The organism is Kitasatospora sp. NPDC002227 (assembly GCF_040296285.1).
Lineage (GTDB): Bacteria > Actinomycetota > Actinomycetes > Streptomycetales > Streptomycetaceae > Kitasatospora.
Genome location: NZ_JBEOWY010000002.1, coordinates 336740 through 362792, shown reverse-complemented (window position 1 = coordinate 362792; position 26053 = coordinate 336740). Strand labels below are relative to the sequence as shown.

General features: G+C 73.6%; 27 protein-coding genes, 1 tRNA gene and 1 pseudogene. 17 read left to right on the top strand and 12 right to left on the bottom strand.

What is annotated here, in order from left to right; all coding sequences use genetic code 11:
* Positions 1-63: 63 nt before the first annotated feature.
* The 3 genes and pseudogenes from ABT095_RS03490 to ABT095_RS03480 all read left to right on the top strand — a co-directional run bounded on the left by ABT095_RS03490 (position 64) and on the right by ABT095_RS03480 (position 2675).
* Positions 64-1518 carry a cytochrome P450 family protein gene (locus ABT095_RS03490; protein ID WP_350527568.1) on the top strand — a complete coding sequence of 485 codons (1455 nt, stop codon included), beginning with the start codon at positions 64-66 and terminating at the stop codon, positions 1516-1518.
* A 2-nt stretch (positions 1519-1520) separates the two neighbouring features.
* Positions 1521-2312: pseudogene (locus ABT095_RS03485) on the top strand (isocitrate lyase/PEP mutase family protein); the annotation flags it as partial.
* Positions 2313-2372: 60 nt separating this feature from the next.
* On the top strand, positions 2373-2675 hold the full coding sequence (locus ABT095_RS03480) for a putative quinol monooxygenase (protein ID WP_350527567.1): 303 nt from the start codon (positions 2373-2375) through the stop codon (positions 2673-2675).
* A gap of 3 nt (positions 2676-2678) precedes the next feature.
* Here ABT095_RS03480 and ABT095_RS03475 read toward each other — a convergent pair whose 3' ends face one another.
* Positions 2679-3404 carry a dienelactone hydrolase family protein gene (locus ABT095_RS03475; protein ID WP_350527566.1) on the bottom strand — a complete coding sequence of 242 codons (726 nt, stop codon included), beginning with the start codon at positions 3402-3404 and terminating at the stop codon, positions 2679-2681.
* 296 nt (positions 3405-3700) lie between these two features.
* Entirely contained in the window at positions 3701-3913 is a 213-nt protein-coding gene (locus ABT095_RS03470) for a cold-shock protein (RefSeq protein ID WP_350527565.1), read from the bottom strand.
* A 163-nt stretch (positions 3914-4076) separates the two neighbouring features.
* Between ABT095_RS03470 and ABT095_RS03465 the strand changes: the two genes are divergently transcribed.
* Entirely contained in the window at positions 4077-4310 is a 234-nt protein-coding gene (locus ABT095_RS03465) for a hypothetical protein (RefSeq protein ID WP_350527564.1), read from the top strand.
* Positions 4311-4325: 15 nt separating this feature from the next.
* Here ABT095_RS03465 and ABT095_RS03460 read toward each other — a convergent pair whose 3' ends face one another.
* From ABT095_RS03460 to ABT095_RS03430, 7 genes are all read right to left on the bottom strand, one after another.
* Positions 4326-5249 carry a serine hydrolase domain-containing protein gene (locus tag ABT095_RS03460; protein ID WP_350527563.1) on the bottom strand — a complete coding sequence of 308 codons (924 nt, stop codon included), beginning with the start codon at positions 5247-5249 and terminating at the stop codon, positions 4326-4328.
* On the bottom strand, positions 5246-6154 hold the full coding sequence (locus ABT095_RS03455; RefSeq protein WP_350527562.1) for a DUF6895 family protein: 909 nt from the start codon (positions 6152-6154) through the stop codon (positions 5246-5248). Before ABT095_RS03455 ends, ABT095_RS03460 begins: the two co-directional genes overlap by 4 nt.
* Entirely contained in the window at positions 6151-6846 is a 696-nt protein-coding gene (locus ABT095_RS03450) for a hypothetical protein (RefSeq protein WP_350527561.1), read from the bottom strand. Before ABT095_RS03450 ends, ABT095_RS03455 begins: the two co-directional genes overlap by 4 nt.
* 29 nt (positions 6847-6875) lie before the next feature.
* Complete coding sequence (locus ABT095_RS03445; RefSeq protein ID WP_350527560.1) at positions 6876-7088, bottom strand: hypothetical protein; 213 nt, start codon at positions 7086-7088, stop codon at positions 6876-6878.
* A gap of 119 nt (positions 7089-7207) precedes the next feature.
* Positions 7208-7702, bottom strand: a complete 495-nt coding sequence (locus ABT095_RS03440; RefSeq protein ID WP_350527559.1) for a MarR family winged helix-turn-helix transcriptional regulator — start codon at positions 7700-7702, stop codon at positions 7208-7210.
* An 82-nt stretch (positions 7703-7784) separates the two neighbouring features.
* Positions 7785-8387: a TetR family transcriptional regulator gene (locus tag ABT095_RS03435; RefSeq protein ID WP_350527614.1), complete on the bottom strand. Its 603-nt coding sequence runs from the start codon at positions 8385-8387 to the stop codon at positions 7785-7787.
* 149 nt (positions 8388-8536) lie between these two features.
* On the bottom strand, positions 8537-9499 hold the full coding sequence (locus tag ABT095_RS03430; protein WP_350527558.1) for an acyl-CoA desaturase: 963 nt from the start codon (positions 9497-9499) through the stop codon (positions 8537-8539).
* Between the two features lie 248 nt (positions 9500-9747).
* On the opposite strand from ABT095_RS03430, the gene ABT095_RS03425 reads away from it, so the two are divergent.
* From ABT095_RS03425 to ABT095_RS03390, 8 genes are all read left to right on the top strand, one after another.
* Positions 9748-9818 (top strand) — tRNA-Gln (locus tag ABT095_RS03425).
* An 85-nt stretch (positions 9819-9903) separates the two neighbouring features.
* Complete coding sequence (gene glmU / locus ABT095_RS03420; protein WP_350527557.1) at positions 9904-11352, top strand: bifunctional UDP-N-acetylglucosamine diphosphorylase/glucosamine-1-phosphate N-acetyltransferase GlmU; 1449 nt, start codon at positions 9904-9906, stop codon at positions 11350-11352.
* Positions 11353-11553: 201 nt separating this feature from the next.
* Positions 11554-12531, top strand: a complete 978-nt coding sequence (locus tag ABT095_RS03415) for a ribose-phosphate diphosphokinase (protein ID WP_350527556.1) — start codon at positions 11554-11556, stop codon at positions 12529-12531.
* A gap of 238 nt (positions 12532-12769) precedes the next feature.
* A complete protein-coding gene (locus ABT095_RS03410; protein ID WP_350527555.1) occupies positions 12770-13354 on the top strand; it encodes a 50S ribosomal protein L25/general stress protein Ctc in 585 nt (194 codons plus the stop codon).
* 103 nt (positions 13355-13457) lie between these two features.
* A complete protein-coding gene (gene pth / locus ABT095_RS03405; protein ID WP_350527554.1) occupies positions 13458-14033 on the top strand; it encodes an aminoacyl-tRNA hydrolase in 576 nt (191 codons plus the stop codon).
* Positions 14034-14203: 170 nt separating this feature from the next.
* Entirely contained in the window at positions 14204-14437 is a 234-nt protein-coding gene (locus tag ABT095_RS03400) for a hypothetical protein (protein WP_350527553.1), read from the top strand.
* Positions 14438-14579: 142 nt separating this feature from the next.
* Positions 14580-15062 (top strand): SigE family RNA polymerase sigma factor, encoded by a 483-nt coding sequence (locus ABT095_RS03395; RefSeq protein ID WP_350527552.1) that lies wholly within the window; start codon positions 14580-14582, stop codon positions 15060-15062.
* On the top strand, positions 15052-15795 hold the full coding sequence (locus ABT095_RS03390) for a hypothetical protein (RefSeq protein ID WP_350527551.1): 744 nt from the start codon (positions 15052-15054) through the stop codon (positions 15793-15795). Before ABT095_RS03395 ends, ABT095_RS03390 begins: the two co-directional genes overlap by 11 nt.
* Positions 15796-15830: 35 nt before the next feature.
* Here the strand turns inward: ABT095_RS03390 and ppc are convergent, their stop codons facing one another.
* Positions 15831-18566 (bottom strand): phosphoenolpyruvate carboxylase, encoded by a 2736-nt coding sequence (ppc, locus tag ABT095_RS03385; RefSeq protein ID WP_350527613.1) that lies wholly within the window; start codon positions 18564-18566, stop codon positions 15831-15833.
* A 281-nt stretch (positions 18567-18847) separates the two neighbouring features.
* Here ppc and ABT095_RS03380 point away from each other — a divergent pair, with 281 nt between their 5' ends.
* Positions 18848-20122 (top strand): sensor histidine kinase, encoded by a 1275-nt coding sequence (locus ABT095_RS03380; RefSeq protein ID WP_350527550.1) that lies wholly within the window; start codon positions 18848-18850, stop codon positions 20120-20122.
* Positions 20123-20222: 100 nt separating this feature from the next.
* Here the strand turns inward: ABT095_RS03380 and ABT095_RS03375 are convergent, their stop codons facing one another.
* Positions 20223-20672 (bottom strand): SUKH-3 domain-containing protein, encoded by a 450-nt coding sequence (locus tag ABT095_RS03375; protein ID WP_350527549.1) that lies wholly within the window; start codon positions 20670-20672, stop codon positions 20223-20225.
* 50 nt (positions 20673-20722) lie between these two features.
* Positions 20723-21196, bottom strand: a complete 474-nt coding sequence (locus ABT095_RS03370; RefSeq protein ID WP_350527548.1) for a YwqJ-related putative deaminase — start codon at positions 21194-21196, stop codon at positions 20723-20725.
* Between the two features lie 449 nt (positions 21197-21645).
* On the opposite strand from ABT095_RS03370, the gene ABT095_RS03365 reads away from it, so the two are divergent.
* The 4 genes from ABT095_RS03365 (at position 21646) to ABT095_RS03350 (ending at position 26033) form a co-directional block, all read left to right on the top strand.
* Entirely contained in the window at positions 21646-22626 is a 981-nt protein-coding gene (locus ABT095_RS03365; protein ID WP_350527547.1) for an NAD-dependent epimerase/dehydratase family protein, read from the top strand.
* Positions 22627-22657: 31 nt separating this feature from the next.
* Positions 22658-23773 carry a DegT/DnrJ/EryC1/StrS family aminotransferase gene (locus ABT095_RS03360; protein ID WP_350527546.1) on the top strand — a complete coding sequence of 372 codons (1116 nt, stop codon included), beginning with the start codon at positions 22658-22660 and terminating at the stop codon, positions 23771-23773.
* A 52-nt stretch (positions 23774-23825) separates the two neighbouring features.
* Entirely contained in the window at positions 23826-24944 is a 1119-nt protein-coding gene (locus ABT095_RS03355; RefSeq protein ID WP_350527545.1) for a DegT/DnrJ/EryC1/StrS family aminotransferase, read from the top strand.
* A gap of 87 nt (positions 24945-25031) precedes the next feature.
* Positions 25032-26033: an SMI1/KNR4 family protein gene (locus tag ABT095_RS03350; RefSeq protein ID WP_350527544.1), complete on the top strand. Its 1002-nt coding sequence runs from the start codon at positions 25032-25034 to the stop codon at positions 26031-26033.
* The last annotated feature ends 20 nt before the right edge of the window (positions 26034-26053 follow it).

The following is a 26053-nucleotide window of genomic DNA, read 5'->3' as shown; positions in this document are numbered from 1 at the left end:
CTCCATCCTGCCCCCGGCACGTTTCGGGCCGCCCCGAAACATCCCGGGCCCAGCGTGGCGGTCATGAGCAACCCGCAGGTGTTCGACCGCCACGAGGACGTCCTCGCCGCCCTGACCGACCCCGCACTGGTGCCGCCGCCCGCCACCGACGGCCCGGCCGGCAGCGTCCAGTGGCTCCGGGCCCGGGTCTCCCGCTTCGCCACCGGCGAGCCGCACGCCCGCCGCCGCGCCCTGATCGAGGCCGACCTCGCCCGGCTCGACCCCGCCGCCCTCCGCGCGGCCGCCGCCCGCGGCTTCGAACCGGACGCCCGGCTGCGCACGGTCCACGTCCTGGCCGAAGCCCTCGGCCTCCCCGAGCCTTCGGGCATCGCCCACGCCGTCGCCACCGTGGCAGGCGCCTACTTCACCGACACCCCGGCCGACCCGGCGGCGGACGCGGCCGTCGCCTGGCTGCTGCCCCGGACGGCCGCCGGTACGGACGAGGAGCTGGCCGCCAACCGCATCGCCCTCCTCGTCCAGGCCTGCGACGCCACCGCCACCCTGGTCGCCAACGCCCGCGCGGCCGCCGCGGCCCCGGCCCCCGGGCCGGAGCGCCCCGCCGGCGCCCGAGGCCCGGCTGCGCCCGGCGATCCGGACGGTGGCTTCGGCGAGGTCCTGCGGGCCGACCCGCCGGTCCGCCTGATACGGCGGGTGGCGGCGCGGGACACCGTGGTCGGCGGGGTGCGGCTGGCAGCGGGGGCGGAGGTGGTGCTCGACCTGCCAGCGGCGCAGCGGGGCCACGGCGTGGCGGTCGCTTCCGGCGTGGCTGTGCCGGGTGGTCGGGCGGTCGGGCTGGGTGGTGATCTGCGGTCCGATCCGGTGGTGCGGCCCGGCGATGGCGTGGCGGACGCCTTCGGCGATCCGGTGGCCGGGGGCGCCGGCCTTCGGCCTGGCTTGTCGGTGCTGACCTTCGGGGCCGGGCCGCGGGCCTGTCCCGGGCAGGCCCAGGCGCTCGCCATCGCGGCCGGGATTCTGCGCGGGGCCTCCGATCCCGGCGCGGAGGGCGGTCCGGAGACCGACCGGCAGGCGCCTGCCGAGCTGGTGCCGCAGGCCGTCGAGCGGGTGCTCGCCCTCGCCGCGACCTGGACGGCCTGGGACGGGCGTCCGGTCACCACCGACGGCCGGACGTACGCGCCGCACAAGGCCGTCCGCCGCGTCGCGGACCACCTCATCGACCACCTGGCCGAGATCGACGCCCGCCTCGCGGGCGCCCCCACCGAGCCCGACCACTGGCACGCCTCCGCCACCACCACCCCCGCCGACCTGGCCCCCTTCACCCCCGCCGACCTCGACGAGACCCGCAGCCGCCTGACCCGCCTCGCCCGGCTCTGGCAGCACCGCCTCGCCACCCTCCCGCCGGACCTGCTCGACGCCTCCCCGGGCGCGGGCTGGACCTTCCGCCAACTCGCCGCCCACGCCGCCGAATCCGTCTACTACGCCGAGGCCGTCGGCGACCTCTCCCGAACGGAGCAGTCATGAACTTCGCCGCCCTGCACCACCGCCCCGGCGAGCCGCTGCTGCTGCCCAACGCCTGGGACCACGGCTCGGCCGCCGCGCTCGCCGCCGAGGGTTTCACCGCGATCGGCACCACCAGCCTCGGCGTGGCCGCCGCGGCCGGGCTGCCGGACGGCGCCGCCGCCACCCGGGACGAGACACTGCGGCTGGCCCGCCGCCTGGGCGGCGGCCGGTACCTGCTCAGTGTCGACGCGGAGTCGGGCTTCAGCGACGACCCGGCGGAAGTGGCCCAGTTCGCGGCCGATTTGGCGGACGCCGGGGCGGTCGGCATCAACCTGGAGGACGGCCGGGCGGACGGCACGCTCGCCCCGGCCGAGCTCCACGCCGCGAAGGTTGCCGCGGTGAAGGCCGCCGTTCCGGAGTTGTTCGTCAACGCTCGCACCGACACCTACTGGCTCCCGGGCCAGGCCGGCCAAGGGGGCACCTCCCGGCCGGAGGCTGAGGGAGAGACCCGCCGCCGCCTGACGGCCTACCAGCAGGCCGGAGCGGACGGAATGTTCGTTCCGGGTCTGACCGATCCGGCGGCCATTGCCGCCCTCACCGCCGAGTTCGCCACCCCGCTCAACATCCTCTGGACCCCCACCGGCCCGAGCCTGGCCGAACTCGCCGCCCTCGGCGTGGCCCGGGTCAGCCTCGGCTCCCTGCTCTACCGCACGGCCCTGGCCGCCGCCGTCGACACCGCCCGCGCCGTCCGGAGCGGCGGCCAGGTCCGTCCGGTGCCCAGCTACGCCGACGTACAGGCCCTGCAAGGCAATTGAGCGCCCGGAAATGAGACAGGCCGTTCCGCCGCCGGGCCCGGCCGCCGTACCCTCACCCGCATGTCACAGCCAGTGCGACTCCACATCCTGATCACCACCCAGCCCGGCCGGGGCCAGGACCAGATCGACGCGTACGAGCGCCTCGCTCCCCTGGTCCGGGCCGAACAGGGCTGCCTGCAGTACGACTTGCACCGGGTGGCCGGTGACCCGGACCGCTTCGTCCTGGTCGAGCAGTGGACGTCGCAGGAGGCCCTCGCCGCCCACGACGCCACCCCGCACATGCTCGCCGCCGACGCCGCCGGCCCGGCGTTCCGGGCGGGGCCCGCCCAGGTGCTCGAACTGTCCGCCGAGCCGGTGGCCTGAGCCTCAGGCACAGGCCAGGGCGCTGCCGAGGAGGGCCAGCAGGCGGTCCCAGTGGAGCCGCAGCGCGGCGGGGTCGAAGGCGTCGGTGTCGGCCATGGTGAAGCCGTGGACCGTACCGGGGTAGATCTCGGAGCTGTGGTCGACCCCCGCGGCGTCCAGGGCCTGGCTGAGCTCGCCGAGAGCCTCGGGCGTCAGATCGCCCTCGGCATGGCCGAGGTGCACCTTCGCGGTGAGCCCCGTGAACAGCTCGGGCACGGCGGGGCTGTGGAACCCGGCGACGGCGGCCACCAGGCCGGGGTGGGCCGCGGCCGTACGCAGCGCGAGCAGGCCGCCGATGCAGTAGCCGGTCACCGCGACCGGCCCGGCGGCGACCTCCGGCCGGGTGGTGAGGAATTTCAGGTAGGCGTCGGCGTCGCGCAGGACGCGCTCGGTGGTGTGCGCCTCGATCAGGGGCATCACCTGGCCGAACAGGGCGGCGCGGTCCTTCTCCCCGATGTACTCGGGCAGTTCGACCACCGGAGCCGGACCGTGCCGGTAGAACGGGTTGGGGACGAGCACGTAGTACCCGTGCCCGGCCAGTTCGCGGGCCATCTCCCGCAACACCGGCCGGATCCCGAACCCGTCGGGGTACATCAGCACCCCAGGGTGCCTGCCGCCACCCTCGGGGGAGGCGGCGAACGCGTCGGCCTGGCCGTCCGCGGTGGGAATCTGCAGCGTCTCGATGGGCATGAGGTCTCCTGTCGTGGTTGATGAGGCAAGCCTGTGATCAACACGACGAAGGGCGGAGCCCGCGCGGCAGGACCGGGCGGGCCGAACCCGGCCCGTACGGCGCTCAGCGGAGCACCGGGTCACCGATCCGTGTGTGGCGCGAAGCCGTCCCGGTAGTCATGGCGGCAAGGTAACCCACCGCCTCGAGGTGCCGCCAGCCAATTCTGACCTGCCGTCAGGTGCTCTGGCGGACGGGCCGACGCGGTGGCCCGCCCTCCCCGTGCGGGCGGGTCGACCTGCCCAGCTCGGCCCGACCGCTACCCGGCCACCTGGACCCTGTCGGCCTGCATGCCCTTCTGGCCCTGCACGGCCTCGAAGGTGACCTTCTGGCCCTCCATGAGTGACTTGAAGCCGTTGCCCTCGATCGCCCGGAAGTGCACGAAGAGGTCGGGGCCGGACTCCGGTGTGATGAAGCCGTACCCCTTCTCCTCGTTGAACCACTTCACGGTGCCGTTCTGACGCTCGGCCACGGGTGCCTCCTCATTAGCGGTCGGTGTCGGTCTCGACGAGAGCCGAGACGATCATGGCACGCGGAAGCACTGAGTGATGGCGAAACAGCGGAAAGTAGCATCGGTGGCGCCCTGCCGCCTCAGGAGCTGGAGCGGTCGGCCGGGGCGGTGGCATGATGCGCGGATGCTGACCTACGAGTCCGTGCGGGCCGAGCTGTTGGTCTCGCTCGACTTCGCCAACCTCGACATGGACTTCCCGCGCATCGTGCAGTGGCTGGGCCGGCTGCCTGCGGCGGACCGCGACCGTCTGTTGGGTGACCTGGAGACGATCGCCGCGACCGACGCGGTGCGCGGGGACGACGCGACGTACCTGCTGGCGGACCTCGGGCTGCGTCGCGTCCGCTGGGATCGGTCCTAGAAGCTGACGAGCTGGTCAGGCGTTCGGCTCGGTTCGGTAGAGCAGGCCGTAGGCGGTGTCGAGGAAGCGGCGGGCCGGGCCGGTGTTGGTGAGGGCGGCCACGGCACGGCCGGTGCCGGGGTTGAAGGCGACGAGAGCGGTGAAGCCCCGGGTGGCGCCGGAGTGGAACCAGCAGCCGTCGCGCAGGTGCCAGGCCAGGCCGAGGGCGGGACCGGTGCGGCCCCGGCGGAGGCGGGGGAGCTGGACGTCACGCAGGGCGGGGGCCAGCGGCCCGCCGGGCGCGAGGTGGGCGGCGAGGTAGCGCTGCAGGTCCTGGCCGGTGGAGCGGACGGCACCGGCGCCGGGCAGGGCCGGGATCTCCCAGGGGGGAAGCGGTCGCCCCCGGTGGTGGCCGACGGCGGTGCCGGGGGTGCAGGTGGTGCCGGTGAGGCCGAGCGGGGTGCAGATCCGGGTGGCGAGCAGTGCGGGGTAGTCGAGCCCGGCGCGGTCGGCGAGCAGCCGGCCGAGCAGGCCGACGCCGTAGTTGGAGTAGTGCACGCCGGGGTGGCGGCGGACCCGGGTGCGGTCGAGGGCCTGCGTCAGGTCGGCGGCGGAGTACGCGGCGTACGGGTTGGAGCCCCAGCTGGCCAGGCCGGAGCGGAGCAGGCCGGGCGGGAGGCGGGGGAGTCCGGCGGTGTGGGTGGCCAGCCGGAGCGGGGTGACCAGGGCGCCGCCGACCGGTACGGGCTCGTCCAGGGCGATCTCGCCCCGGTGGACGGCTTCCGCGAGCAGCAGGGCGGTGAAGGTCTTGGAGACGGACCCGGTCTCGAAGCCGGTGGCGGGGGTGACGGGCTCCCCGCCCGAGAAGGCCGTCCGGCCGTGGCAGTGCACCTCGCCGTCACACACCAGCACCACGGCTGCCCCGGGCGGCACCGCCCGCACCAGCGCGGCGAGGCTCACCGGAGCGCCTGGGCCAGCGTCAGGGTGCCGGCCAGCACGCCGACCACGGCGGTGTGCTCGTTGTCCTTGAAGGCGGTCTCCGGGTCGACCGGTTCGGCGTCGCGGGGCAGCAGGCCGTCGGGGTGCTGGGCGGCGGCGAGCGCCTGCCAGCCGGAGCGGCCGCAGACGGGGGCGGGCAGGCAGGCGTCGACGGTGAGGAGTTCGCCGAGCAGGTCCCACTGGCCGGTCTCCTGCCAGACGTCGGCCCAGACCGGGAGCCAGGCGGCCAGGTAGTCCCGGAGCGGTGCGGGCAGGCGGTCGGGGAGGGCGCCCCAGTCGGTGAGGTGGAAGACGGCGTGGGTGAGGTCGTAGCCGGTCAGCCAGTCGACGGCCCAGGGCTCGGGGGTGGCGCCGAGCCAGGTGGCGGCGGCCAGGGCGGGCCAGTCGGGGGCGGGCGGCAGGCCGAGCACCGAGCGGGCGTTGGCCACGGCGAGCCGCCGGTTGGGGCGGCATTCGACGGCCCGGGCGGACCGCAGTCCGGCCAGCTCCCGCAGCAGCGCGTCCAGCCGGGAGTGCCGGTACCCGGCGCGGTGGAAGGGGGCGTACGTCTCCGCCGGGTCGGTCAGCAGCAGGTGGCGGAACTGGCGTTCGTAGAGCAGGTCGCCGCCCTGCAGCTGGACCCAGCCGAAGTCGAGCAGTGCCCGGGCCCGCTCCCGGTCGGCGGGCCCGGCGACCGGCTCGCGCAGCACCAGCGAGGCGGCCAGGGCGCACTCGCCGATCGGTTTGTAGGCCTCGTTCGGGTCGGAGAGGTCGGGGCCCGCGTCCCAGCCGATCCCGCCGAGCCCGTCCTGGTGGGCCCGGTGCAGCCAGGCCAGGGCCCGCCCGGCCAGCTGGTGGGCGGTGCCGAGCACGACGGCGTCGGTCATCGAGGGCCGCCCAGGGCGCGGCAGAGGGCGAGGTCGAGGGCACTGCGGGGGGTGCCGTCTCCGGTGAGGGTGAGGTGGGAGAGCAGCGGCGGGAGGTCCAGCGGGCAGTCGGCGGGGCCGAGCCAGGCGAGCCAGCGGGCCAGGCGCAGCGCCGTGCGGTGGTCGCGGCGCAGGGCGGCGCGGGTGGCGCCGCGGGCGAGGTCGAGGGCGCGCTGACGGGCCAGCAGGTGCACCGGGCTGTCGAGGCCGGGCAGGGCGAGTGGGCTGAGCTGGGCCATCGGCTGGGACCAGCGTGCCCAGGCGGGGTCGTCGGGCGGGCCGGAGGGGAGTTCGGCGGGGCCGGCGTGTCCGGCGCGGGCGAGGAGTCCGGCGGTGGTCCAGCCGCGCCAGGCGCGGACCAGCGCGGCGGCGGGCGGGGCGGCGGGGTCGGCGGCGGCGAAGACCTGGTGGGCCTCGGCGGCCAGCTTGGTGGTGGCCGGGTCGGGCGGGCGGCCGGCCAGCAGGGCCGGGGCGAGCAGATCGGGCCCGAGGACGTGCGCGGCGGCGAGCAGGGCCCGGTGGGCGGGCGCGTCGGGGGTGTCGAGCAGGAGGGCCGGGCCTCCGGCGCCGATCAGGGCGTCGAGGGCCCGGCCTGCCAGCCACTCGGTCGCGGCAGCGTACTCCCGCCGGGGCGAGGTCTCGGTGGACGGCATGTCGGTCGGTTCCCGGTGCTGACGGCCGGTCAGCGCCGGGGGTCCTTGGGTCGCTTCGGGGTGCGGGGGGAGAGGAGAGCCAGGAGCAGCAGCTCTCCGGACGCCTCGGGGCAGTACGCCGGGGCGTCGGTCACGGCCGACTCCTCCTCGGCGATCAGCCTGGTGACGGCCCCGAGTTCGGGCGGGGACGCCTGACGGGTGGGCAGGGCCACCTCTCTGGGCAGCAGGGTGTGGGCGGACATCGGATACGCCTCCTAGGGGAAGGACGTCATCGTCGGGTCGACAATGCCCTCTCTCCACGCTAGGAGGCGCGCTCGGACCGTCGCATCTGAGCGGGTGCGCGCGCCGTGGTGCGCCGGGCTCAGCCGGCCTGGTCGAAGGGGGCGACGAGCTGGCGCAGCAGGGTGGCCAGCTCGTTCTGCTGGTCGCCGCTGAGCTCGGCGAGCAGGGCCCGCTCGTGGGTGAGCAGCCCGGCCAGGGCCTGGTCGGCCCGGTCGCGGCCGTCGTCGGTGAGGCGCACGAGCACGCCGCGGCGGTCGTCCGGGTCGGGCAGGCGCTTGACCAGGCCCTTGCCGGTGAGCCGGTCGATCCGGTTGGTCATGGTGCCGGAGGTGACCAGGGTCTGGGTGAGCAGCTGGCCGGGGGAGAGCTGGTACGGGGAGCCGGCCCGCCGCAGGGCGGTCAGCACGTCGAACTCCCAGGGCTCCAGACCGTGCTCGGCGAAGGCGGTGCGGCGGGCCCGGTCGAGGTGGCGGGCGAGCCGGCTGACCCGGCTGAGCACCTCCAGCGGACGCACGTCGAGGTCCGGGCGCTCGCGGCGCCACGCAGCGACCAGCCGGTCGACCTCGTCCTCCATGTGGATCAGTGTATCGGGGGATCTGTCGATATGAAGCCTCTTGACGTCAAGAAAAACTCGACGTGAACGGCCCCGGGCCCGCTCACTGCTGGCGCTCGCCCACCAGCTTGGGGTGGCGCTCCATCCCCTCCAGACCGTGCCAGGCCAGGTTCACCAGGTGCGCGGCGACCTCCGCCTTCTGCGGCTTGCGCACCTCCAGCCACCACTGCCCGGTCAGCGCGACCATGCCGACCAGCATCTGCGAGTACATCGGGGCCAGGCGCGCGTCGAAGCCGCGGGCCTTGAACTCCAGGCCCAGGATGTCCTCGACCTGGGTGGCGATGTCGCTGATCAGCGAGGCGAAGGTGCCGGTGGACTGGGCGACGGGGGAGTCCCGGACCAGGATCTTGAAACCGTCGGTGGAGGTGTCGATGTAGTCCATCAACGCGAAGGCGGCCTGCTCGAGCAGCTCCCGCGAGTGCCCGCCGGTCAGCGCGCCGGTCACCATGTCGAGCAGGAGCTGCATCTCGCGGTCGACCACCACCGCGTACAGGCCCTCCTTGCCCCCGAAGTGCTCGTACACCACCGGCTTGGAGACGCCGGCCCGCTCGGCGATCTCCTCGACCGAGGTGCCGTCGTAGCCGCGTTCGGCGAAGACCGAGCGGCCGATGTCGAGCAGTTGCTCGCGGCGCTGCTTGCCGGTCATCCGGACCCGCCCGCCCTTGGCGGGGCGGGCCGGCGCGGCGGAGCGGGAGCGGGGTGCGGGCGCTTCCGGCGCCCCCGTCCGGGTGGTCCGGTGGCCGTCTGCGCTGTCTCCGTTGCTCCCGTTCACCCCTACATCATGCTGTAGCCGACTCACGTGGCGCGACGGGCGGCGATCCGGGCGGCGTCCGGCCAGCGGGCGTCGCGGGCCCAGCCCGCCTGCTCGAACCAGCGGATCAGCCGGGCGGAGGTGTCGATCTGGCCGCGCAGGACACCGTGCCGGGCCGAGGTCGGGTCGGCGTGGTGCAGGTTGTGCCAGGACTCGCCGCAGGAGAGCACCGCGAGCCACCAGACGTTGCCGGACCTGTCGCGGGACTTGAAGGGGCGCTCGCCCACCGCGTGGCAGATCGAGTTGATCGACCAGGTGACGTGGTGCAGCAGGCCGACCCGTACCAGCGAGCCCCAGAAGAAGGCGGTGAGCGCGCCGTGCCAGCTCATCGAGACCAGGCCGCCGACCAGCGGGGGGATCAGCATCGAGAGCGTGGTCCAGAGCCAGAACAGGCGGGAGATACGCCTTATGGCCGGGTCCTTGACCAGGTCCGGCGCGTACTTGGCCTGGGAGGTCTGCTCCTCGTCGAAGAGCCAGCCCATGTGTGCCCACCACAGGCCCTTGAGCAGGGCGGGCAGGGTCTCGCCGTAGCGCCAGGGGGAGTGCGGGTCGCCGGCCTTGTCGCTGAACTGGTGGTGCTTGCGGTGGTCGGCCACCCAGCGCACCAGCGGGCCCTCGATCGCCAGGCTGCCGGCCACCGCCATGGCGATCACCAGCGGGCGGTTGGCCTTGAACGAGCCGTGGGTGAAGTAGCGGTGGTAGCCGACGGTGATGCCGTGACAGGTCACGAAGTACATCACCACGGCGATCGTCAGGTCCGTCCAGCCGAGCCCCCAGCCCCAGGCCGCCGGGACGGCGGCCAGCAGGGCGAGGAAGGGGACGGCGATGAACAGCCCGAGGGTGACCCGCTCGGCCAGCCCCTGCTTCTCCCCGCCGAGGGTGGCGGAGACCTGGGAGAGCGGGAGTCCGGAAGCCTGGGGCGGCGCTTCGCTTGCCTGGATGGTCATGAGGCGTTCCTCGGTGAGGGCGCGAGGCGGACCTGCGCGGCAGACTTACGAGTCCGTAACTTACGGCATCGTAGGTACTGCCGCCGCGCAAGGGAAGACGGGCGGTGCACGCCGTGTCGTCCGGCGGTGCACGCGGTGTCGCGGCGGGGGCCGTGGAGAGGCCGGGAATGGTGGTGGAGCTGAGGGCCCGCAAGCCGTAGGCTGTGCGGGGATCGTCGGCTGCTCCGAGCGGTCGGCTTGATGCTCGATCCGCCGTGGTGTAATGGCAGCACCGGGCCCTTTGGAGGCCTTTGTCTGGGTTCGAATCCTAGCGGCGGAGCCCTTCTGACCTGTGATGATCGGGTCCACTCCTGCCCCGCGGGTATTGTTCGGGTCCCTTGTCGCCACATCGAGGAGCCTCCCGCGTGAGTGCCAACAACCCCGCTGCCGTGATCGTGCTCGCCGCCGGTGGCGGTACGCGGATGAAGTCCAAGCGTCTGCCGAAGGTCCTGCACGAGGTCTGCGGCCGTTCGCTGGTCGGGCACGCCGTCGCCGCCGCCCAGGAACTGACGCCCCAGCACCTGGTCGTCGTGGTCGGCCACCTGCGCGAGCAGGTCGAGGCCCACCTCGCGGCGCACTGCCCCGGCGTGCGCACCGCCGAGCAGCGCGAGCAGAACGGCACCGGCCACGCCGTGCGCACCGCGCTCGCCCAGCTCGCCGCCGACGGGGTCGAGCTGGACGGCACCGTGGTCATCACCACCGGCGACGCCCCGCTGCTCACCGGCGCCACCCTCGGCGCGCTGACCGCCGCCCACGCCGAGCAGGGCAACGGCGTCACCGTGCTCACCGCCGTCGTCCCCGAGCCCTTCGGCTACGGCCGCATCCTGCGCGACGACCAGGGCGCGGTGGCCGCGATCGTCGAGGAGAAGGACGCCACCGAGGCGCAGCGCGCCGTGGCCGAGATCAACTCCGGCGTGTTCGCCTTCGACGCCAAGCTGCTCGCCGAGGCGCTGAGCCGGATCACCACCGACAACTCGCAGGGCGAGGAGTACCTCACCGACACCCTGGAGATCCTGCGCACCGCCGGTCACCGGGTCGGCGCCGTGGCGGCGGGCGACCACCGCGACATCGCCGGCATCAACGACCGGGTCCAGCTGGCCGAGGCCCGCCGGATGCTGAACACCCGTCTGGTGGAGCGCGCGATGCGCGCGGGCGTGACCGTGGTCGACCCCGCCACCACCTGGCTGGACGTGCAGGTCACCTACGAGCCGGACGCCGTGGTGCACCCCGGCACCCAGCTGCGCGGCACCACCCACCTGGGCGAGGGCTGCGAGGTCGGCCCGTCCAGCACGCTGACCGACACCGTGGTCGGCGCCGACGCCAAGGTGAGCTACACCACGGCCGACTCCGCCGAGATCGGCGAGGCCGCTACCGTCGGCCCGTACGCCTACCTGCGGCCGGGCGCCAAGCTGGCCCGCAAGGCGAAGGTCGGCACCTACGTGGAGATCAAGAACTCCGAGCTCGGCGAGGGCGCCAAGGTGCCGCACCTCTCCTACATCGGGGACGCGACCATCGGTGAGGGCACCAACATCGGTGCGGCGTCCGTCACAGTGAACTACGACGGCCAGCACAAGCACCGCACCACCATCGGGGCGCACTGCCGCACCGGCTCGGACAACATGTTCATCGCCCCGGTCACCGTCGGGGACGGCGCCTACACGGCCGCAGGATCCGTCATCATCAGCGATGTTCCGGCCGGATCACTGGGTGTGGCCCGCGCGCAGCAGCGCAACGTCGCGGGCTGGGTGGCGCGCAAGCGGCCCGGCACGGAGGCCGCCCGGGCGGCCGAGGCGGCGGGCTCCCAGGAGGCCTGAACGGCCTAGTCGGCAGGTCCGGAGGTGTCCCCGGCGGGGACGCTTCCGGGCCGGGCGCGTAACCTGGAGTACAGACGTGCGCCACCGGCCTCTGCCTCGTTGTCCGGGCGTACCTCCCTTCCCCCCGTTGACCACCGGCCCGGCTCTCCCGGGTGCGGCGCGGCGGGTTCATGTGCGTCAGCAATGCGAGGAGACGGTTCTGTGAGCGGGATCACGACGTCGGGTGAGAAGAAGCTCAAGCTCTTCTCCGGCCGTGCCCACCCCGAGCTGGCGAAGGAGGTTGCCGCGGCGCTGGGCACCGAGCTCGTCCCGACCAAGGCCCACGACTTCGCCAACGGCGAGATCTACGTCCGCTTCCTGGACTCCGCGCGTGGCGCGGACTGCTTTGTGATGCAGAGCCACACGGCTCCCATCAACCAGTGGATCATGGAGCAGCTGATCATGATCGATGCTCTGAAGCGGGCCTCCGCCCGGAGCATCACCGCGATCCTGCCCTTCTACGGCTACGCCCGTCAGGACAAGAAGCACCTCGGCCGCGAGCCCATCTCCGCCCGCCTGGTCGCCGACCTGCTGCGCCAGGCCGGCGCCGACCGTCTGATGGCCGTGGACCTGCACACCGCGCAGATCCAGGGCTTCTTCGACGGCCCGGTGGACCACCTCTTCGCGCTCCCGCTGCTGTGCGACTACATCGGCGAGAAGGTCGACCGCACCAAGCTGACCGTGGTCTCCCCGGACGCCGGCCGGGTGAAGGTGGCCGACCAGTGGTGCGACCGTCTCGACGCCCCGCTGGCGATCATCCACAAGCGCCGCGACATGACCCAGGCCAACACCATCCTGTCGGCCGAGGTCGTCGGTGACGTGCGCGGCCGGGTCTGCGTCCTGGTGGACGACATGATCGACACCGCCGGCACCATCTGCGCCGCCGCCGACGCGCTGTTCGAGAACGGCGCCTCGGACGTCATCGTGGCCGCCACCCACGGCGTGCTCTCCGGCCCGGCCGCGGACCGCCTGAAGAACTCCCGGGTCAGCGAGTTCGTCTTCACCAACACGCTGCCGACCCCGGCCTCGCTCCAGCTGGACAAGGTCACCACCCTCTCCATCGCCCCGTCGATCGCCGCCGCGATCCGCGAGGTATTCGAGGAGGGCTCGGTCACCAGCCTGTTCGAGGGCGTGCACTGACCCGTCTGACGTGTCGTGAGACCGGCCCCGTCGCGCTCGCCGCGACGGGGCCGATTTCATGTCGGCAGGTAGGTGCGGTTAGACTCGGGAGACTGCTCGGCGAGGGATGCCTTCTGCCTCCGTGATCGACGCGCTGGACTTCCACGCGCTGTGATCTCCGACCGCCGAGCTGCCCCAGATACTTGAGGGTGTGGGCGGTTCTTCGCTTTCTGCACCCGTTTTCCTCAAGGAGTGCAGCATGTCCGAGATCCGTCTTGCCGCTGAGTCCCGCACCGAGTTCGGCAAGGGTGCCGCCCGTCGCGCCCGCCGCGCCGGCTTCGTCCCCGGTGTCGTCTACGGCCACGGCCACGCCCCGGTCCACCTGAACCTCCCGGGCCACGACCTCATGATGGCTCTCAAGACCCCGAACGCCCTCCTGGTCGTCCCGATCGACGGCAAGGACGAGTACGTCCTGCCGAAGGCCGTCCAGCGCGAGGCCATCAAGCGCAACATCGAGCACGTCGACCTGCTCCTGGTCAAGCGTGGCGAGAAGGTCACCGTCGAGATCCCGGTCCACACCGAGGGCGAGCTGGCCGCCGGTGGCAACCTGCTCGAGCACGTCCTGAACGCGCTCCCGATCGAGGCCGAGGCCACCCACCTCCCCGAGGCCGTCACCGTCTCCGTCGAGGGCCTCGAGGCCGGCGCCTCCATCCTCGCCAAGGACATCGTCCTCCCGGCCGGTGTCGCCCTGGCCGTCGACGCCGACGCCGTCGTCCTGCAGGTCATCGGCGCCCAGGCCGCCGAGGCCCCGGCCGAGGAGGCCGCTGAGGGCGCCGAGGCCTGAGCCTCCCGCACTCCCTGACCGTCTGCCCCGGTGGCTCCTGCGCGGAGCCGCCGGGGCAGTGGTATGTCTGTGAGATCCCGGTCGAGTTTGAGGAGCGCTTGAGATGAGCGACTACACGGGCCCCTGGCTGATCGTCGGCCTCGGCAACCCCGGGGAGAGTTACGCCCGGAACCGGCACAACATCGGCTTCATGGTGGCCGACCTGCTGGCGCAGCGGATCGGCGCCAAGTTCAAGGCGCACAAGAGCCGGGCGCAGGTCGCCGAGGGCCGGCTGGCCGGGCAGCGGGTGGTGCTGGCCAAGCCGATGACCTTCATGAACCTCTCGGGCGGCCCGACCACGGCGCTGCGGGACTTCTACAAGGCCCCGACCGGTTCGATCGTGGCCGTCCACGACGAGCTGGACATCGACTACGCGGCGCTGCGGCTCAAGCTCGGCGGCGGGGACAACGGGCACAACGGGCTCAAGTCCATCACCAAGTCGCTCGGGCCGGACTACTACCGGGTCCGCTGCGGGGTCGGCCGGCCGCCGGGGCGGATGGAGGTGGCGGACTTCGTGCTCAAGGACTTCTCCTCCGCCGAGCGCAAGGAACTGGACTGGTTCGTGGACCGCGCGGCCGACGCGGTCGAGGCCGTGATCTCCGAGGGTCTGGAACGCGCACAGAGCACGTACAACTCCTGAACATCCGTCAGCTGCCAATCCCCTGAACCACAACGGTCGTGCAACGCTTGGGCGCTGACGATCAAAACGTATGGGAACGACCGCCGGGATCGGCTACGGTCTTGCCCGTACGCAGGGTTGAGGGGCACTGGCTGGGGGTAGTAGACGTGGTTCGGTCGGATCGGGGCCGGATGGTGCGGATCGTCGGTGGAGCGGCGGTGGTCACCGCCGTGGCCCTGACCGGGGCCCCCGCGGCGGAGGCGGCCACGCCGACCGCCACACCGGAGCCCGCCGCCGCCCAACTGAAGCCCGCCACCGGCGAGGTCGGCGGCTCCGCCGGCCTCTACGCCGTGGCCGGCGGCCTGGTGGTCGCGGCGGGCGGAGCGGCGACATGGCTGCGCAAGCGGCGCGCCGGTACTCACTAGGGCAACCATCACCGGGGGCGCGGGGAACTGCGCCGCCAACCACGCACGGCCTGCGGCCTCCCGCTGCGCGCAGTTCCCCGTGCCCCTGATTGGTCCCCTTGTCATCCCTTTCGGTGCTGTCGTGCGTCTGAGGGGTATGACGATGGAAGGTGATCCGTTCGACGCGTTCGTCGAAGCGAGATACCAGGCACTCCTGCGGGGGGCGTACCTGATCACCGGGGACCTGCACGATGCCCGGGACCTGCTGCACGACGCCCTCGCGAAGGTGTACGTCCGGCGGCGGTCGATACGTGAGCCGGAGGCGTACGTCCGTACCGCGATGGTGCGGGCGCACGTCTCGCGGTGGCGGCGGGCCCGGCGGGAGGTGCTCACCGACCGGCCGCCCGAGACCGGGGCGCCGGAGGCGGCCGTGGCGGACGAGCAGCTGGCGGCGGCGCTGCGGGAGCTGCCGCCGCGCCAGCGGGCCGCGGTGGTGCTGCGGTACTACGCCGATCTGCCGGTGGCCCAGGTGGCCGCCGGTCTGGGCTGCTCGCACGCGACCGCGAAGACGCACCTGACCCGGGCGATGACGACACTCCGGCGTGGGCTCGCGGCGGAGAAGGAGGCGGTCTCCGATGGCAGCTGACGAGCAGTTCGAGGAGCACCTGGGAGCCCGGCTGGCGGCGCGGGCCGAGGCCGGGGCGGGCCGGGCGGCGCCGCCGCTGGCGGAGCTGCGCCGGGCCGGGCAGCGGCGGTTGCGGGCCCGGCGGGGGTGGCAGCTGGCGGCGGTGGTGGTGCTGGTCGCGGGCGGCGCGGCACTGGGCTCGGGCCTGGGCGGTGGCCGGCCGGCGGTCCCGAGCACCCTGCCGGGGACGCCCTCGCCGACGTACGTGGTGGACCCGTCCTACTGCACCGGGAGCGACCGGGCGCCGGTACTCGCGGGGCCGTCGGGGCTGCCGGGCGACCCCTTGGTGGACGCGGCCGCGAAGGTGGCCGACGAGCTCGGCCGCAGCGCGTACCGGGCCTCGTACACGGGTGTCTGCGCCGAGCACTGGACGCACACCCTCTTCGTGTACCGGGTGCGCGGGTCGGACTTCGACTCCGCGCTGACGGCGCGGGTCACCGAGCCGGGGGTCACCCTGCGGTTCGTGGACGCCAAGTACTCGAAGCAGAAGGAGGACGCGCTCGTCCAGCGCATCGTCCAGGACGGCGCGTACTGGCGGTCGAAGGGCGTGCAGGTCACGGACAGCAGCGCGCGGTACGACGGCACCGGAGTGGTGGTCGGCGTGGTCGGGGCGGACGCGGCCCGGGCCGCCATGCTCGCCCGGTACGGCGGGATGGTCTCGGTGGTCGAGCACGCCCCGGCCGTCGCGTCCTGACGGTGGGGGCGGCCGTCGCCGCCCCCACCTCGGCGTCAGCCGGTGTTGCGCAGGCCGGCCGCGATGCCGTTGACGGTCAGCAGCAGGGCGCGGGCGCGCAGCGGGTCCTCCGGGCGGCCCTGGGCGACCAGCTCGCGCTGGCGGCGCAGCAGGGCGACCTGGAGGTAGGAGATCGGGTCCAGGTAGGCGTCGCGGACCACGAAGGTCTGCTTCAGGACCGGGTTGGACTCCAGCAGCGCGGACTCGCCGGTCAGGCGCAGCACCTCACGGACGGTCAGGTCGTGCTCCGCCGTGATCTGGTCGAAGATGTGGTGCAGTTCGGCCGGGACGAGCTGCTCGACGTAGTGGCGGGCGATCCGCAGGTCCGTCTTGGCCAGCGTCATGGCGACGTTGGACAGGAAGTTCTGGAAGAAGTGCCACTCGCCGTGCATCTCGGCCAGCACGTCGCCCAGGCCCGCCTCGCGGGCGGCGGCCAGGCCCGAGCCGACGCCGTACCAGCCGGGCACGATCTGGCGGGACTGCGTCCAGCCGAAGACCCACGGGATGGCCCGCAGGCCGTCCAGGCCCGCGCCCGAGTCGGGGCGCCGGGACGGGCGGGAGCCCAGGTGCAGGGAGGCCAGCTGGTCGACCGGGGTGGCGGCGAAGAAGTACTTCGGCAGGTCCTCCTGCTCGACCAGCGCACGGTAGGCGGTGTGGGCGGCCTCGGAGACCTGGTCCATCGCCGCGTCCCAGCGGGCCAGCTCCTCGGGGGCCTGGCGCGGGGAGGTGTGCAGGGCGGAGGCGGCGAGCGTCGCGGAGACGGTCAGCTCCAGGTTCTCCCGGGCCAGGGAGGGGATCAGGTACTTGTCGGAGATCACCTCGCCCTGCTCGGTGACCTTGATCTCGCCCTCCAGGGTGCCCCAGGGCTGGGCCAGGATCGCCTCATGCGAGGGGCCGCCGCCGCGGCCGACGGTGCCGCCGCGGCCGTGGAAGAGCCGCAGCCGGATGCCGTACCGGTGGGCGACGTCGCGCAGCCGGCGCTGGGCCCGGTGGATCTCCCACTGGGAGGTGGTGATGCCGCCGAACTTGGAGGAGTCCGAGTACCCGAGCATGACCTCCTGGATGTCGCCGCGCAGCGAGACCAGCAGGCGGTAGGAGGGGTCGGAGAGCATCTCGTCGAGGATCAGGTCGGCCTTCTGGAGCTCCTCGGTGGTCTCCAGGAGCGGCACGATGCCGATCTTGGCGATGCCCCCGTGCAGGTCGATCAGGCCGGCCTCGCGGGCCAGTACGGCGGCGGCGAAGACGTCGTCCGCGCCCTGGCACATCGAGATGATGTAGCTCTCCACGATCTCGTCGCCGAAGCGCTCGAAGCCCTCGCGGATGGTGGTGAAGACGCCGAGCGTCTTGGTGCCGGCCGCGTCCAGCGGGGCCGGGCTCGGGGCCAGCGGGCGGCGCGAGCGCAGCTCCTTGGCGAGCAGGCGCTGGCGGTACTCGCGCGGCATGTCGGCGTAGCGCCAGGCCTCCTCGCCGAGCCGGTCGAAGAGCTGGCCGAGCGCGTGGTGGTGGGCCTCGGCGTGCTCGCGCACGTCCATGGTGGCCAGCTGCAGGCCGAACGCCTCGATGGTGCGGATGGCCCGGGCGAGGCGGCCGTCGGCGATCAGCCCGCCGCGGTGGGCGCGCAGCGAGTCCTGGATCAGCCGCAGGTCGGCGACCAGCTCGCGGGTGCCCAGGTAGTCGCGGCCGGGGATGTGCTGGGTGCCGTTCGCCAGGCGGTCGCGGGTGTTCTCCAGCTTGAGGCGCACGCAGGTGGACTTGAGCCGGTAGGGCTCCTCGGCGTTCATCCGCTTGTAGCGCGGGCTCAGCTCGGGCAGCGCCTTGAGGTCGGCGTCCAGCGACTCCAGCAGCTCGGCCGAGGCGCCGGCCAGGCGGACCGAGGTGGAGAGGGAGGCACGCAGGTCGTCGACGGCGGCCAGGGCGTCCTTGATGCCGTACTCGTGCTGGAGGTTGAGCACGTCCCAGGTGACCTGGGGGGTGACGTTCGGGTTGCCGTCGCGGTCGCCGCCGATCCAGGTGCCGAAGGTCAGCGGGCGCACGCCGTCCGGGAGGGTGAGGCCGACCCGGGCCAGCTCCTCGTGCAGTTCCTCGAGCACCTCGGGGACGGCCTCGCGGTAGAGCTCGTCCAGGTAGTAGACGGCGTTGCGGGCCTCGTCGGTGGGCTCGGGGCGGGCGATGCGCAGCTCGTCGGTCTGCCAGAGCAGGTCGATCACCTCGGCCAGGCGGCGGTCGGCGCTGCGCTTGGCGGAGCTGTGGCGGGCCGGGTCGGCGGTGGAGAGGCCGGAGGCGACGTGGTCGCGGTGGATGCGCTCGAGCAGCTCGCCGATCCGGCGGAGCTTGTTGAGCACGCTGCGGCGGGCGGCCTCGGTCGGGTGCGCGGTGAAGACGGGGCGGACGGCCAGGTTGGCCAGGGTGTCGGCCAGGTGCTTGGGGTCGGCCTCGGCGAGCTGGTCGGCGGTCTGGGCGAGCAGCGAGCCCTCGCGGGCGCGGCGCCCGGTGAACTCCCGGCCGCGGTGCACCTGCTCGGTGACGTTGGCCAGGTGGAAGTAGGTGGAGAAGGCCCGTACCAGCTTGGCGGCGGTCTCCAGGTCGATGTCCGAGAGCAGTTCGGCGGTGGCCTCGCCGTCGGTGCGGCTGAGCATCCGTACCTGCTCCACCAGCCCGAGGAGCTCGGGGCCCTCCTGCCGGACCAGGGTCTCACCGAGCAGATCGCCGAGGCGGCGGATGTCCGCCCGCAGTGCGGCGTTGGCGGCTACGGAGTCCGTAGCGGTGGTGCTGGGGCTGTCCGCCTGAGTGGGGACCTGAGCGGTCACGGCTGGCTCCCTGATGTGGTGGGGTCTGCAACGGCTCTCGTCACCTTGCGTGGTGGTGACGTGTGCGGACCGCGCTGTCCGGACGCCCCCAGCATAGGTGGCACCGGGTGCCGCGAAGGTGACCTGGCCGGATGGCGGACAGGTGCCGCAGGACTTGTCGGTAAGTCGCTGGGAGACCGGAAAGAGTCCCGCCTAGGCTGTGGCCCATGGGGAAGTCGCCGGGGGACGGCCAAGCACTGTGGTGGTGGAGACGGCGCCGCAGCGCGCTGCTGGACGTGGGGCTGGCGGGGCTGGCCGCACTGGAGTGTGCGGTCGGTGCGTACGCGCTGGTGGGGGACAGGCTGCACTGGGGGTTCGGGGCGGCGCTGACCGCCTCGCTGCTCGGCGTGCTCGCCGGGCTGACCCTGGTGGTGCGGCGGCGCTGGCCGCTGGTGCCGGCCGTGGTCGCGCTGGTCTTCGTGCCCGCGCTGTTCGGGGTGGTGCTGCTGGTCGTCTCGCTGTACAGCCTGGCGGCGACCTGGGAGTGGCCCTCGCGGCGCTGGCGGGTGGTCGGGCTCGCGGCGCTGGCCTACGTCGAGTCGGTGGGCATGCTGCTGCTCTCCTTCCTCGGCGTGGACTCGCAGCCCGGCGAGGTGCAGCCGCCGGCCTGGGTGCTGGTGCTGGTCGCGGTGCTGGTCGCGGTGGCGCTCACCGTCCCGCCGGTGGTCACCGGTCTGTACGTGGGCGCGCGGCGGCGGCTGATCGAGTCGCTCAAGGACCGCGCCCACGGTCTGGAGACCGAGCTGGACCTGCTGGCCGAACAGGCCCAGGAGCGGGCCCGCCGGGCCCGGCTGGAGGAGCGCACCCGGATCGCCCGCGAGATGCACGACGTGGTCGCCCACCGGGTCAGCCTGATGGTGGTGCACGCGGGCGCCCTGGAGCGGATCGTCGACCGGGACCCGGAGAAGGCGCGGCAGAGCGCCGCGCTCATGGGGGAGGTCGGGCGGCAGGCGCTCAACGAGCTGCGGGAGATCCTGGGCGTACTGCGGATGTCCGAGGAGACGGTCGAGCGCACGCCCGGGCTGGCGCAGCTGCCGGGGCTGGTGGCGCAGTCGGAGGCGGCGGGCATGCGGGTGTCCCTGGCGGTCAGCGGCGAGACCCGGGCCTTCGTCCCGGAGGCCGAGCAGACCGCCTACCGCGTGGTGCAGGAGGGTCTGACCAACGCCCACAAGCACGCGAGCGGAGCCCGGGTCTCGGTGCTGCTCGCGTACGTGCCGAACGGCGTACGGGTGCAGGTGGCCAACGACTGCCCGGGCCTGGGTGTCAAGGTCGCCCTCCCGAGCGGCGGCAACGGACTGGTCGGCATGCGGGAGCGGGTCCTCGCCCTGGGCGGCAGCTTCTCGGCCGGCCCGGACGGCAAGGGCGGCTTCCTGGTGGAGGCCGTCCTCCCGTCGCGGCTGGCGGTCACCACCAGGGGCGCGGGGAACGGCGCGGCCGAGTAGGCAGCTTGCCGTACGGACGCACTCCGAGTGGGTTGCACTGTCTCGGGACGCCAGGATCCGCTGTGCCGGGCCGGCCGCCCCTGGGCGGTGCAACGCATTCTCAGCTGGAAAGTCTCGGCGGGGTGTGGCCCATGATCAACGTCGTGATGGCCTGGTCCGTGGAGTGGCCGAGGAAGTACTCGCCGGTGTGGTCGAGGCTGTAGACGCGGGCCTCCTCGTCGATGGCGAGCAGGGCCTGGCCGTAGGCCTCCTCGCCGAGGGGGGCCATGCGGGTGCCGAGGGCCCGGCCGAGGTCGGCGAGGGTGCGGGGGGAGTGGAGGCCGCAGAGGGGGTCGAGCAGGAAGGGGGTGCGGGCCATCCGCAGGCCGGCGCCCGCGAGGTCGAAGGCGAGGGCGCCGAACTCCGCCCAGGCCTCGATCGCCGCCGGGAAGACGGCGTGCTGCACTCCCGCGGCGTCCCCGTGGCCGACCAGCTGGTCGGCCCAGGCCTCGGCCTGGCGGATCTCCCAGCGGCCGGGGTGCCAGCCGGCCTGCTTGAGGGCGGCGGCCACGTCGGCGCTGAACCGGGGCTGGGTGCGGGCGGAGGAGAGGGTGGGCGGGTTCAGGACTTGCTCCGGAGGGTGACACTCGTGACGTTCAGGTGGTCGAGCAGCGGCACGCAGGACCGGCACGGCGGCGCGTGCGTACCGTGCGCCGGATCGCCCTCCTCGCGGATCCGGACGGTGGTCAGCCGGGCACCCTTGAGGGCCTTGCGCGCCTCCTGGATGGTCAGCGGCTTGCGCACGGCCCGCTTGGAGCGGCCCTCGTCCACGCCGATGAGGTACTGCGAGAGCAGCACCGCCTCCGGGCAGCGGCCGACGAACCGCTCGCGCTGGTCCAGCGGCAGGGCGGCCAGGAAGTCCCCCACCAGCGGGTGCAGCTGCGGCCGGGCGTCGGCCTTGTCGCCCGCGAGGGTGCGTACGTCCCCGCTGCGCAGCGACAGGGCGGCGGCCACGGCGGGCAACAGACTGTCCCTGCTCTGGCGCGGCACCGGGACGGCCGGGGCGGTGGGGAGCGGTGTCTCCACGGTGACCACTGGCTGCTCCTTCGGTGCGGGACGGGCCGGCGCGGCCGGGCTGACGGACGGTGAGGACGTGACGTAGGGACACGGTAGGGGTCCAGCCTGCCAAATGCCTCCGACATTCGGCGCGCCGGGGTCCGCGGGCGGCCCGGCCGGGAGGGTAACTCTGCTGGCGGGTTTGTGGATTCGGCCCCCGGTCGGCCGGGGCGGACGGTAGCGTTCCAGCAGCGGGCCAGGGGGCTCCGAGCCGCGGGGGAGCGGATTCGGGCCGGGCTCGGCATGCCGTCGGGGGGCAGCGGCTGGGCAAGGGGGGTCTTGCGCGGGCGTACGGGTGGGGGCTTGGCAGCGGTGCGTCCGCTGTCGCGAACATCACTGTGCGCCGCCTGTCCTCTCCGTCACGTCCGCGTCCCTCCCGTCACGGCTGACACCGAACTGATCACCGCTCAGGAGAGGGCCAGCGCCCCATGAACGCAGTCGCCATCGAGGGATCCCGCTGTCTGGTCACCGGCGGGGCGGGGACCATTGGCTCCACCGTCGTGGACCAGCTGATCGAGGCCGGGGCGCGGGAGGTCGTCGTCCTCGACAACTTCGTCCGCGGCCGGATGGAGAACCTGGCCGCCGCCCAGGCCGCCGCCGCCCCCGGACAGCTGCGGGTGGTGGACGGGGACATCCGCGACCGTGCCCTGCTGCGCGAGCTGCTCGGCACCGACACCGACCTGCTCTTCCACCTCGCCGCGATCCGGATCACCCAGTGCGCCACCGAGCCCCGGCTGGCCCTGGAGATCATGGTCGACGGCACCTTCGACGTGGTCGAGGCCGCCGCCGAGTGCGGCGTCCGCAAGGTGGTCGCCTCCTCCACCGCCTCGGTCTACGGGCTGGCCGACACCTTCCCGACCCCCGAGACCCAGCACCCGTACAACAACGACACCCTCTACGGCGCCGCGAAGGTCTTCAACGAGGGCCTGCTGCGCAGCTTCCACGCCATGTACGGCCTGGACTACGTCGCACTGCGGTACTTCAACGTGTACGGCCCCCGGATGGACGTGCACGGCAGGTACACCGAGGTCTTCATCCGCTGGATGGAGCGGATCAACGCCGGGCAGCCGCCGCTGATCTTCGGAGACGGCACCCAGACCATGGACTTCGTCTACACCGAGGACATCGCCCGGGCCAACCTGCTGGCCGCCGCCGCGCCCGTCACCGACCGGGTCTACAACATCGCCAGCTCCACCGAGGTCTCGCTGCGCGGCCTGGCCGACGCCCTGCTGCAGGCGATGGACCGCGACGACCTGGACGTGGAGCACGGCCCGGCCCGGGGCACCGCCGGCGGTGTGGTCCGGCGCCTGGCCGACATATCGGCCGCCCAGCAGGACCTCGGCTGGAAGCCCGAGCTCGGCCTGGACGACGGCCTGCGCAAGCTCGTCGCCTGGTGGCGCGAGCAGTAGTCCTCTCGGCATCGACCTTCGGAGAATTCGCGTGTCCACGATCCCCGTCATGATCCCCTGGCTCGGCGAGGAGGAGGCCCAGGCCGCCGCCGAGGCCGTCCGTTCCGGCTGGGTGGCCCAGGGCCCCCGCGTCGCCGAGTTCGAGCGGGCCTTCGCCGAGCACCTCGGCGCACCGCACGCCGTCGCCGTCTCCTCCTGCACCACGGCCCTGCACCTCGCCCTGATCGGCGCGGGTGTCGGCCCCGGCGACGAGGTCGTGGTGCCCTCGCTCTCCTTCATCGCCACCGCCAATGCCGTCGCCTACCTCGGCGCCACCCCGGTCTTCGCCGACGTCGACCCGGCCAGTGGCAATCTCACCGCGCAGACCGTCCAGCCGCTGCTGACCGCCCGGACGAAGGCCGTACTCGCGGTGGACCAGGGCGGCGTGCCGGTCGACCTGGACGCCCTGCGGGCGCTCGGGGTCCCAGTGGTGGAGGACGCCGCCTGCGCCGCCGGGGCGCTCTACCGGGGGCGCCCGGCCGGCGCCACGGCCGAGCTCGCCGCGTACTCCTTCCACCCCCGCAAGCTGCTCACCACCGGGGAGGGCGGCATGATCACCTGCCAGGACGGCGAACTCGCCGCCCGGCTGCGGCGGTTGCGCGAGCACGGGATGAGCGTCTCGGCCGCCGACCGGCACGCCGCCGGGGGCGGTGCGGCCGTGGTCGAGACCTACGACGAGATCGGCTACAACTACCGGATGACCGACATCCAGGCCGCGATCGGCCTGGTGCAGCTGCGCAAGCTGCCCGAGATGGTCGCCCGTCGCCGCCAACTCGCGGACCGCTACCGCGAGTTGCTGGGCGGGCTGGCCGAGCGGATGGTCACCGACCCGGAGCACGGCCAGGGCAACTACCAGTCCTGCTGGCTGCTGCTGCCCGAGGGCGCCCCGGACCGCACCGACGTACTGGCCCGGCTCGCCGAGGCGGGGGTCTCGGCCCGGCGCGGCATCATGGCCGCCCACCTGGAGGCGCCGTACAAGGGCACGACCCGAGTGCCGCTGCCCGCCACGGAGTTGCTCACCGCCCGGTCGCTCATCCTGCCGCTCTACCACTCGCTCACCGAGCAGCAGCAGGACACCGTGGTGGCCGCGCTGCGCGCCGCGCTCTGACCGTTCCACTTCATAGGAAGCCCCGTCCACTCAAGAGAGGTCAGGCCCCTGTATGGCCGCCGCCGTCCCGCTGGTCGATCTGCAAGCCGCGCACGCCGAGGTCGCGGAGGAGGTGCGGGAGGGCTTCGACCGGGTGCTGAGTTCGGGGGCCTACATCAAGGGGCCGGACGTCGCCGAGTTCGAGGCCGAGTACGCGGCCTTCAGCGGCGTCCGGCACGCCGTCGGCACGGCCAACGGCACCGACGCCCTGGAGCTCGCCCTGCGCGCGCTCGAACTGCCCGAGGGCGCGGGCGTGGTGCTGCCCGCGAACACCTTCGTGGCCACCGCCGAGGCCGTGGTGCGGGCCGGGCTGCGGCCGGTGCTGGTCGATGTCGACCCCGCGTTCCTGCTGACCGACCCGGCCGCGGTGGCCGACCGGCTCGGCGAGGCGGCGGCACTGATGCCCGTCCACCTCAACGGGCAGCTCGCGCCGATGGAGCAGCTGCTTGAGGTCGCCGGGGAGCTGCCGGTGATCGAGGACGGCGCGCAGTCCCAGGGGGCCCTGCGGCACGGCCGGGTCTCCGGCTCCTGGGGCCGGATCTCCGCCACCAGCTTCTATCCGGGCAAGAACCTCGGCGCCTACGGCGACGCCGGTGCCGTCGTCACCGACGACGCGGAGCTGGCCAAGGCCGTGCGGCTGATCGGCGACCACGGCTCGGGCGTGAAGTACGTCCACGAGCGCTTCGGGTTCAACTCGCGGATGGACACCCTGCAGGCGGTGGTGCTGCGGGCCAAACTGCGCCGCCTGCCGGCCTGGAACGAGGCCCGCCGGACCGCCGCCGCCCGCTACGACGAGCTGCTCAGCGGCCTCGACGAGCTCGGCGGCCTCACCACGCCGCTGACCATGCCCGGCAACGAGCACGTCTGGCACCTGTACGCGGTGCGGCTGGAGCGCGGCCGGGACGAGGTGCTGGCGGCCCTGCAGGCCGAGGGCATCGGCGCGGGCGTGCACTACCCCGTGCCGGTCCACCTCCAGCCCGCCTTCGCCCACCTCGGCCACGGCGCGGGCAGCTTCCCCGTCACGGAGAAGGCGGCGGGCGAGATCCTCACCCTGCCGCTCTTCCCGCAGATCACCGAGGACCAGCAGACCCGGGTGGCGGAGGTGCTCGCCAAGGCGCTGGCCCGGATCTGACCGTCCCTTGGGTGGCGGCCTGCGGCCTGGCCGCCACCCAATAGGCTGGTGCGCATCAGACCGGATGCACGCAGCGGGGGCACGCAGATGACGACAGGCCAGCCCGGCGCCCTGGCGCCCAACGGGGCGTACGCGGGCCAGGTGGTGAACTTCCCGGACCCGGTGCGGGCCGCGAAGCACCCCGCCGGGGTCCGGATCGACGAGTACGGTCACCCGGACTTCAGCCCGTACGCCGCCGCCGTCGCCGAGGTGGCCGACCCGCCGCCCGGCCTCGGCGTGGACGAGCTGCGGCTCACCGACTACGTCTCGGCCAACGCCGCCCTCTACACCCAGGGCCACCCGCTCTGGGCCGACCAGGACACCGCCGTGGGCACGCCCGCCGGCTGGACCTGGCACCACGTGGCCGGGCGCGCCGCCCCCGGCTGGCGCCGGATGGAGCTGGTGCCGGTCGAGGTCAAGGCCCTGCTGCGCCACCACGGCGGCCTGGCCCGCTCGCAGGCCGACCACGGCCGCCGCGGCACCAGCCCGCTGCAGCAGCACCGCCCGGCGCACTTCTCCCTCGCCAAGGACGGCGGCGACCCGCTGGCCGTCACCGAGGACCTGGTGCAGAGCGCCGAGCAGCGGCTGGGCCACGAGCTGCCGCCCGCCTACCGCTCCTTCCTGAAGCTGGCCGGCGGCCGAGCCCCGGTCGGGGTCGCGCTGGACACCGGGCTCGGGCTGCTGCTCGACCAGCCGTTCCTGACGCTGAGCGAGGAGTACGGCGTCCAGGACCTGGTGTACGCGAACAAGTGCCTGCGCGACCACCTCACCAAGGACTACCTGGGCATCGCGTACGTCCAGGGCGGGCTGCTCGCGCTCAAGGTCCGGGGCGAGGGCGTCGGGTCGGTGTGGTTCTGCCTCTACGACGACGCGCGGGACGGCGGCGATCCGGCGGAGAGCCCCGAGGCGCGGGTGGAGCGGCTGCTGCTGCCCTGCGGCGCGGACTTCGACGAGTTCCTGCTGCGGCTGGCGGGCAGCCCGCCGGAGCTGGAGACGGTGGCCGCGATGATGGTGGACGGCGGGTTCGCCCGGGCTGTGGCGGCCGGCTGATGTTCGTTCTTCTGAAGGGT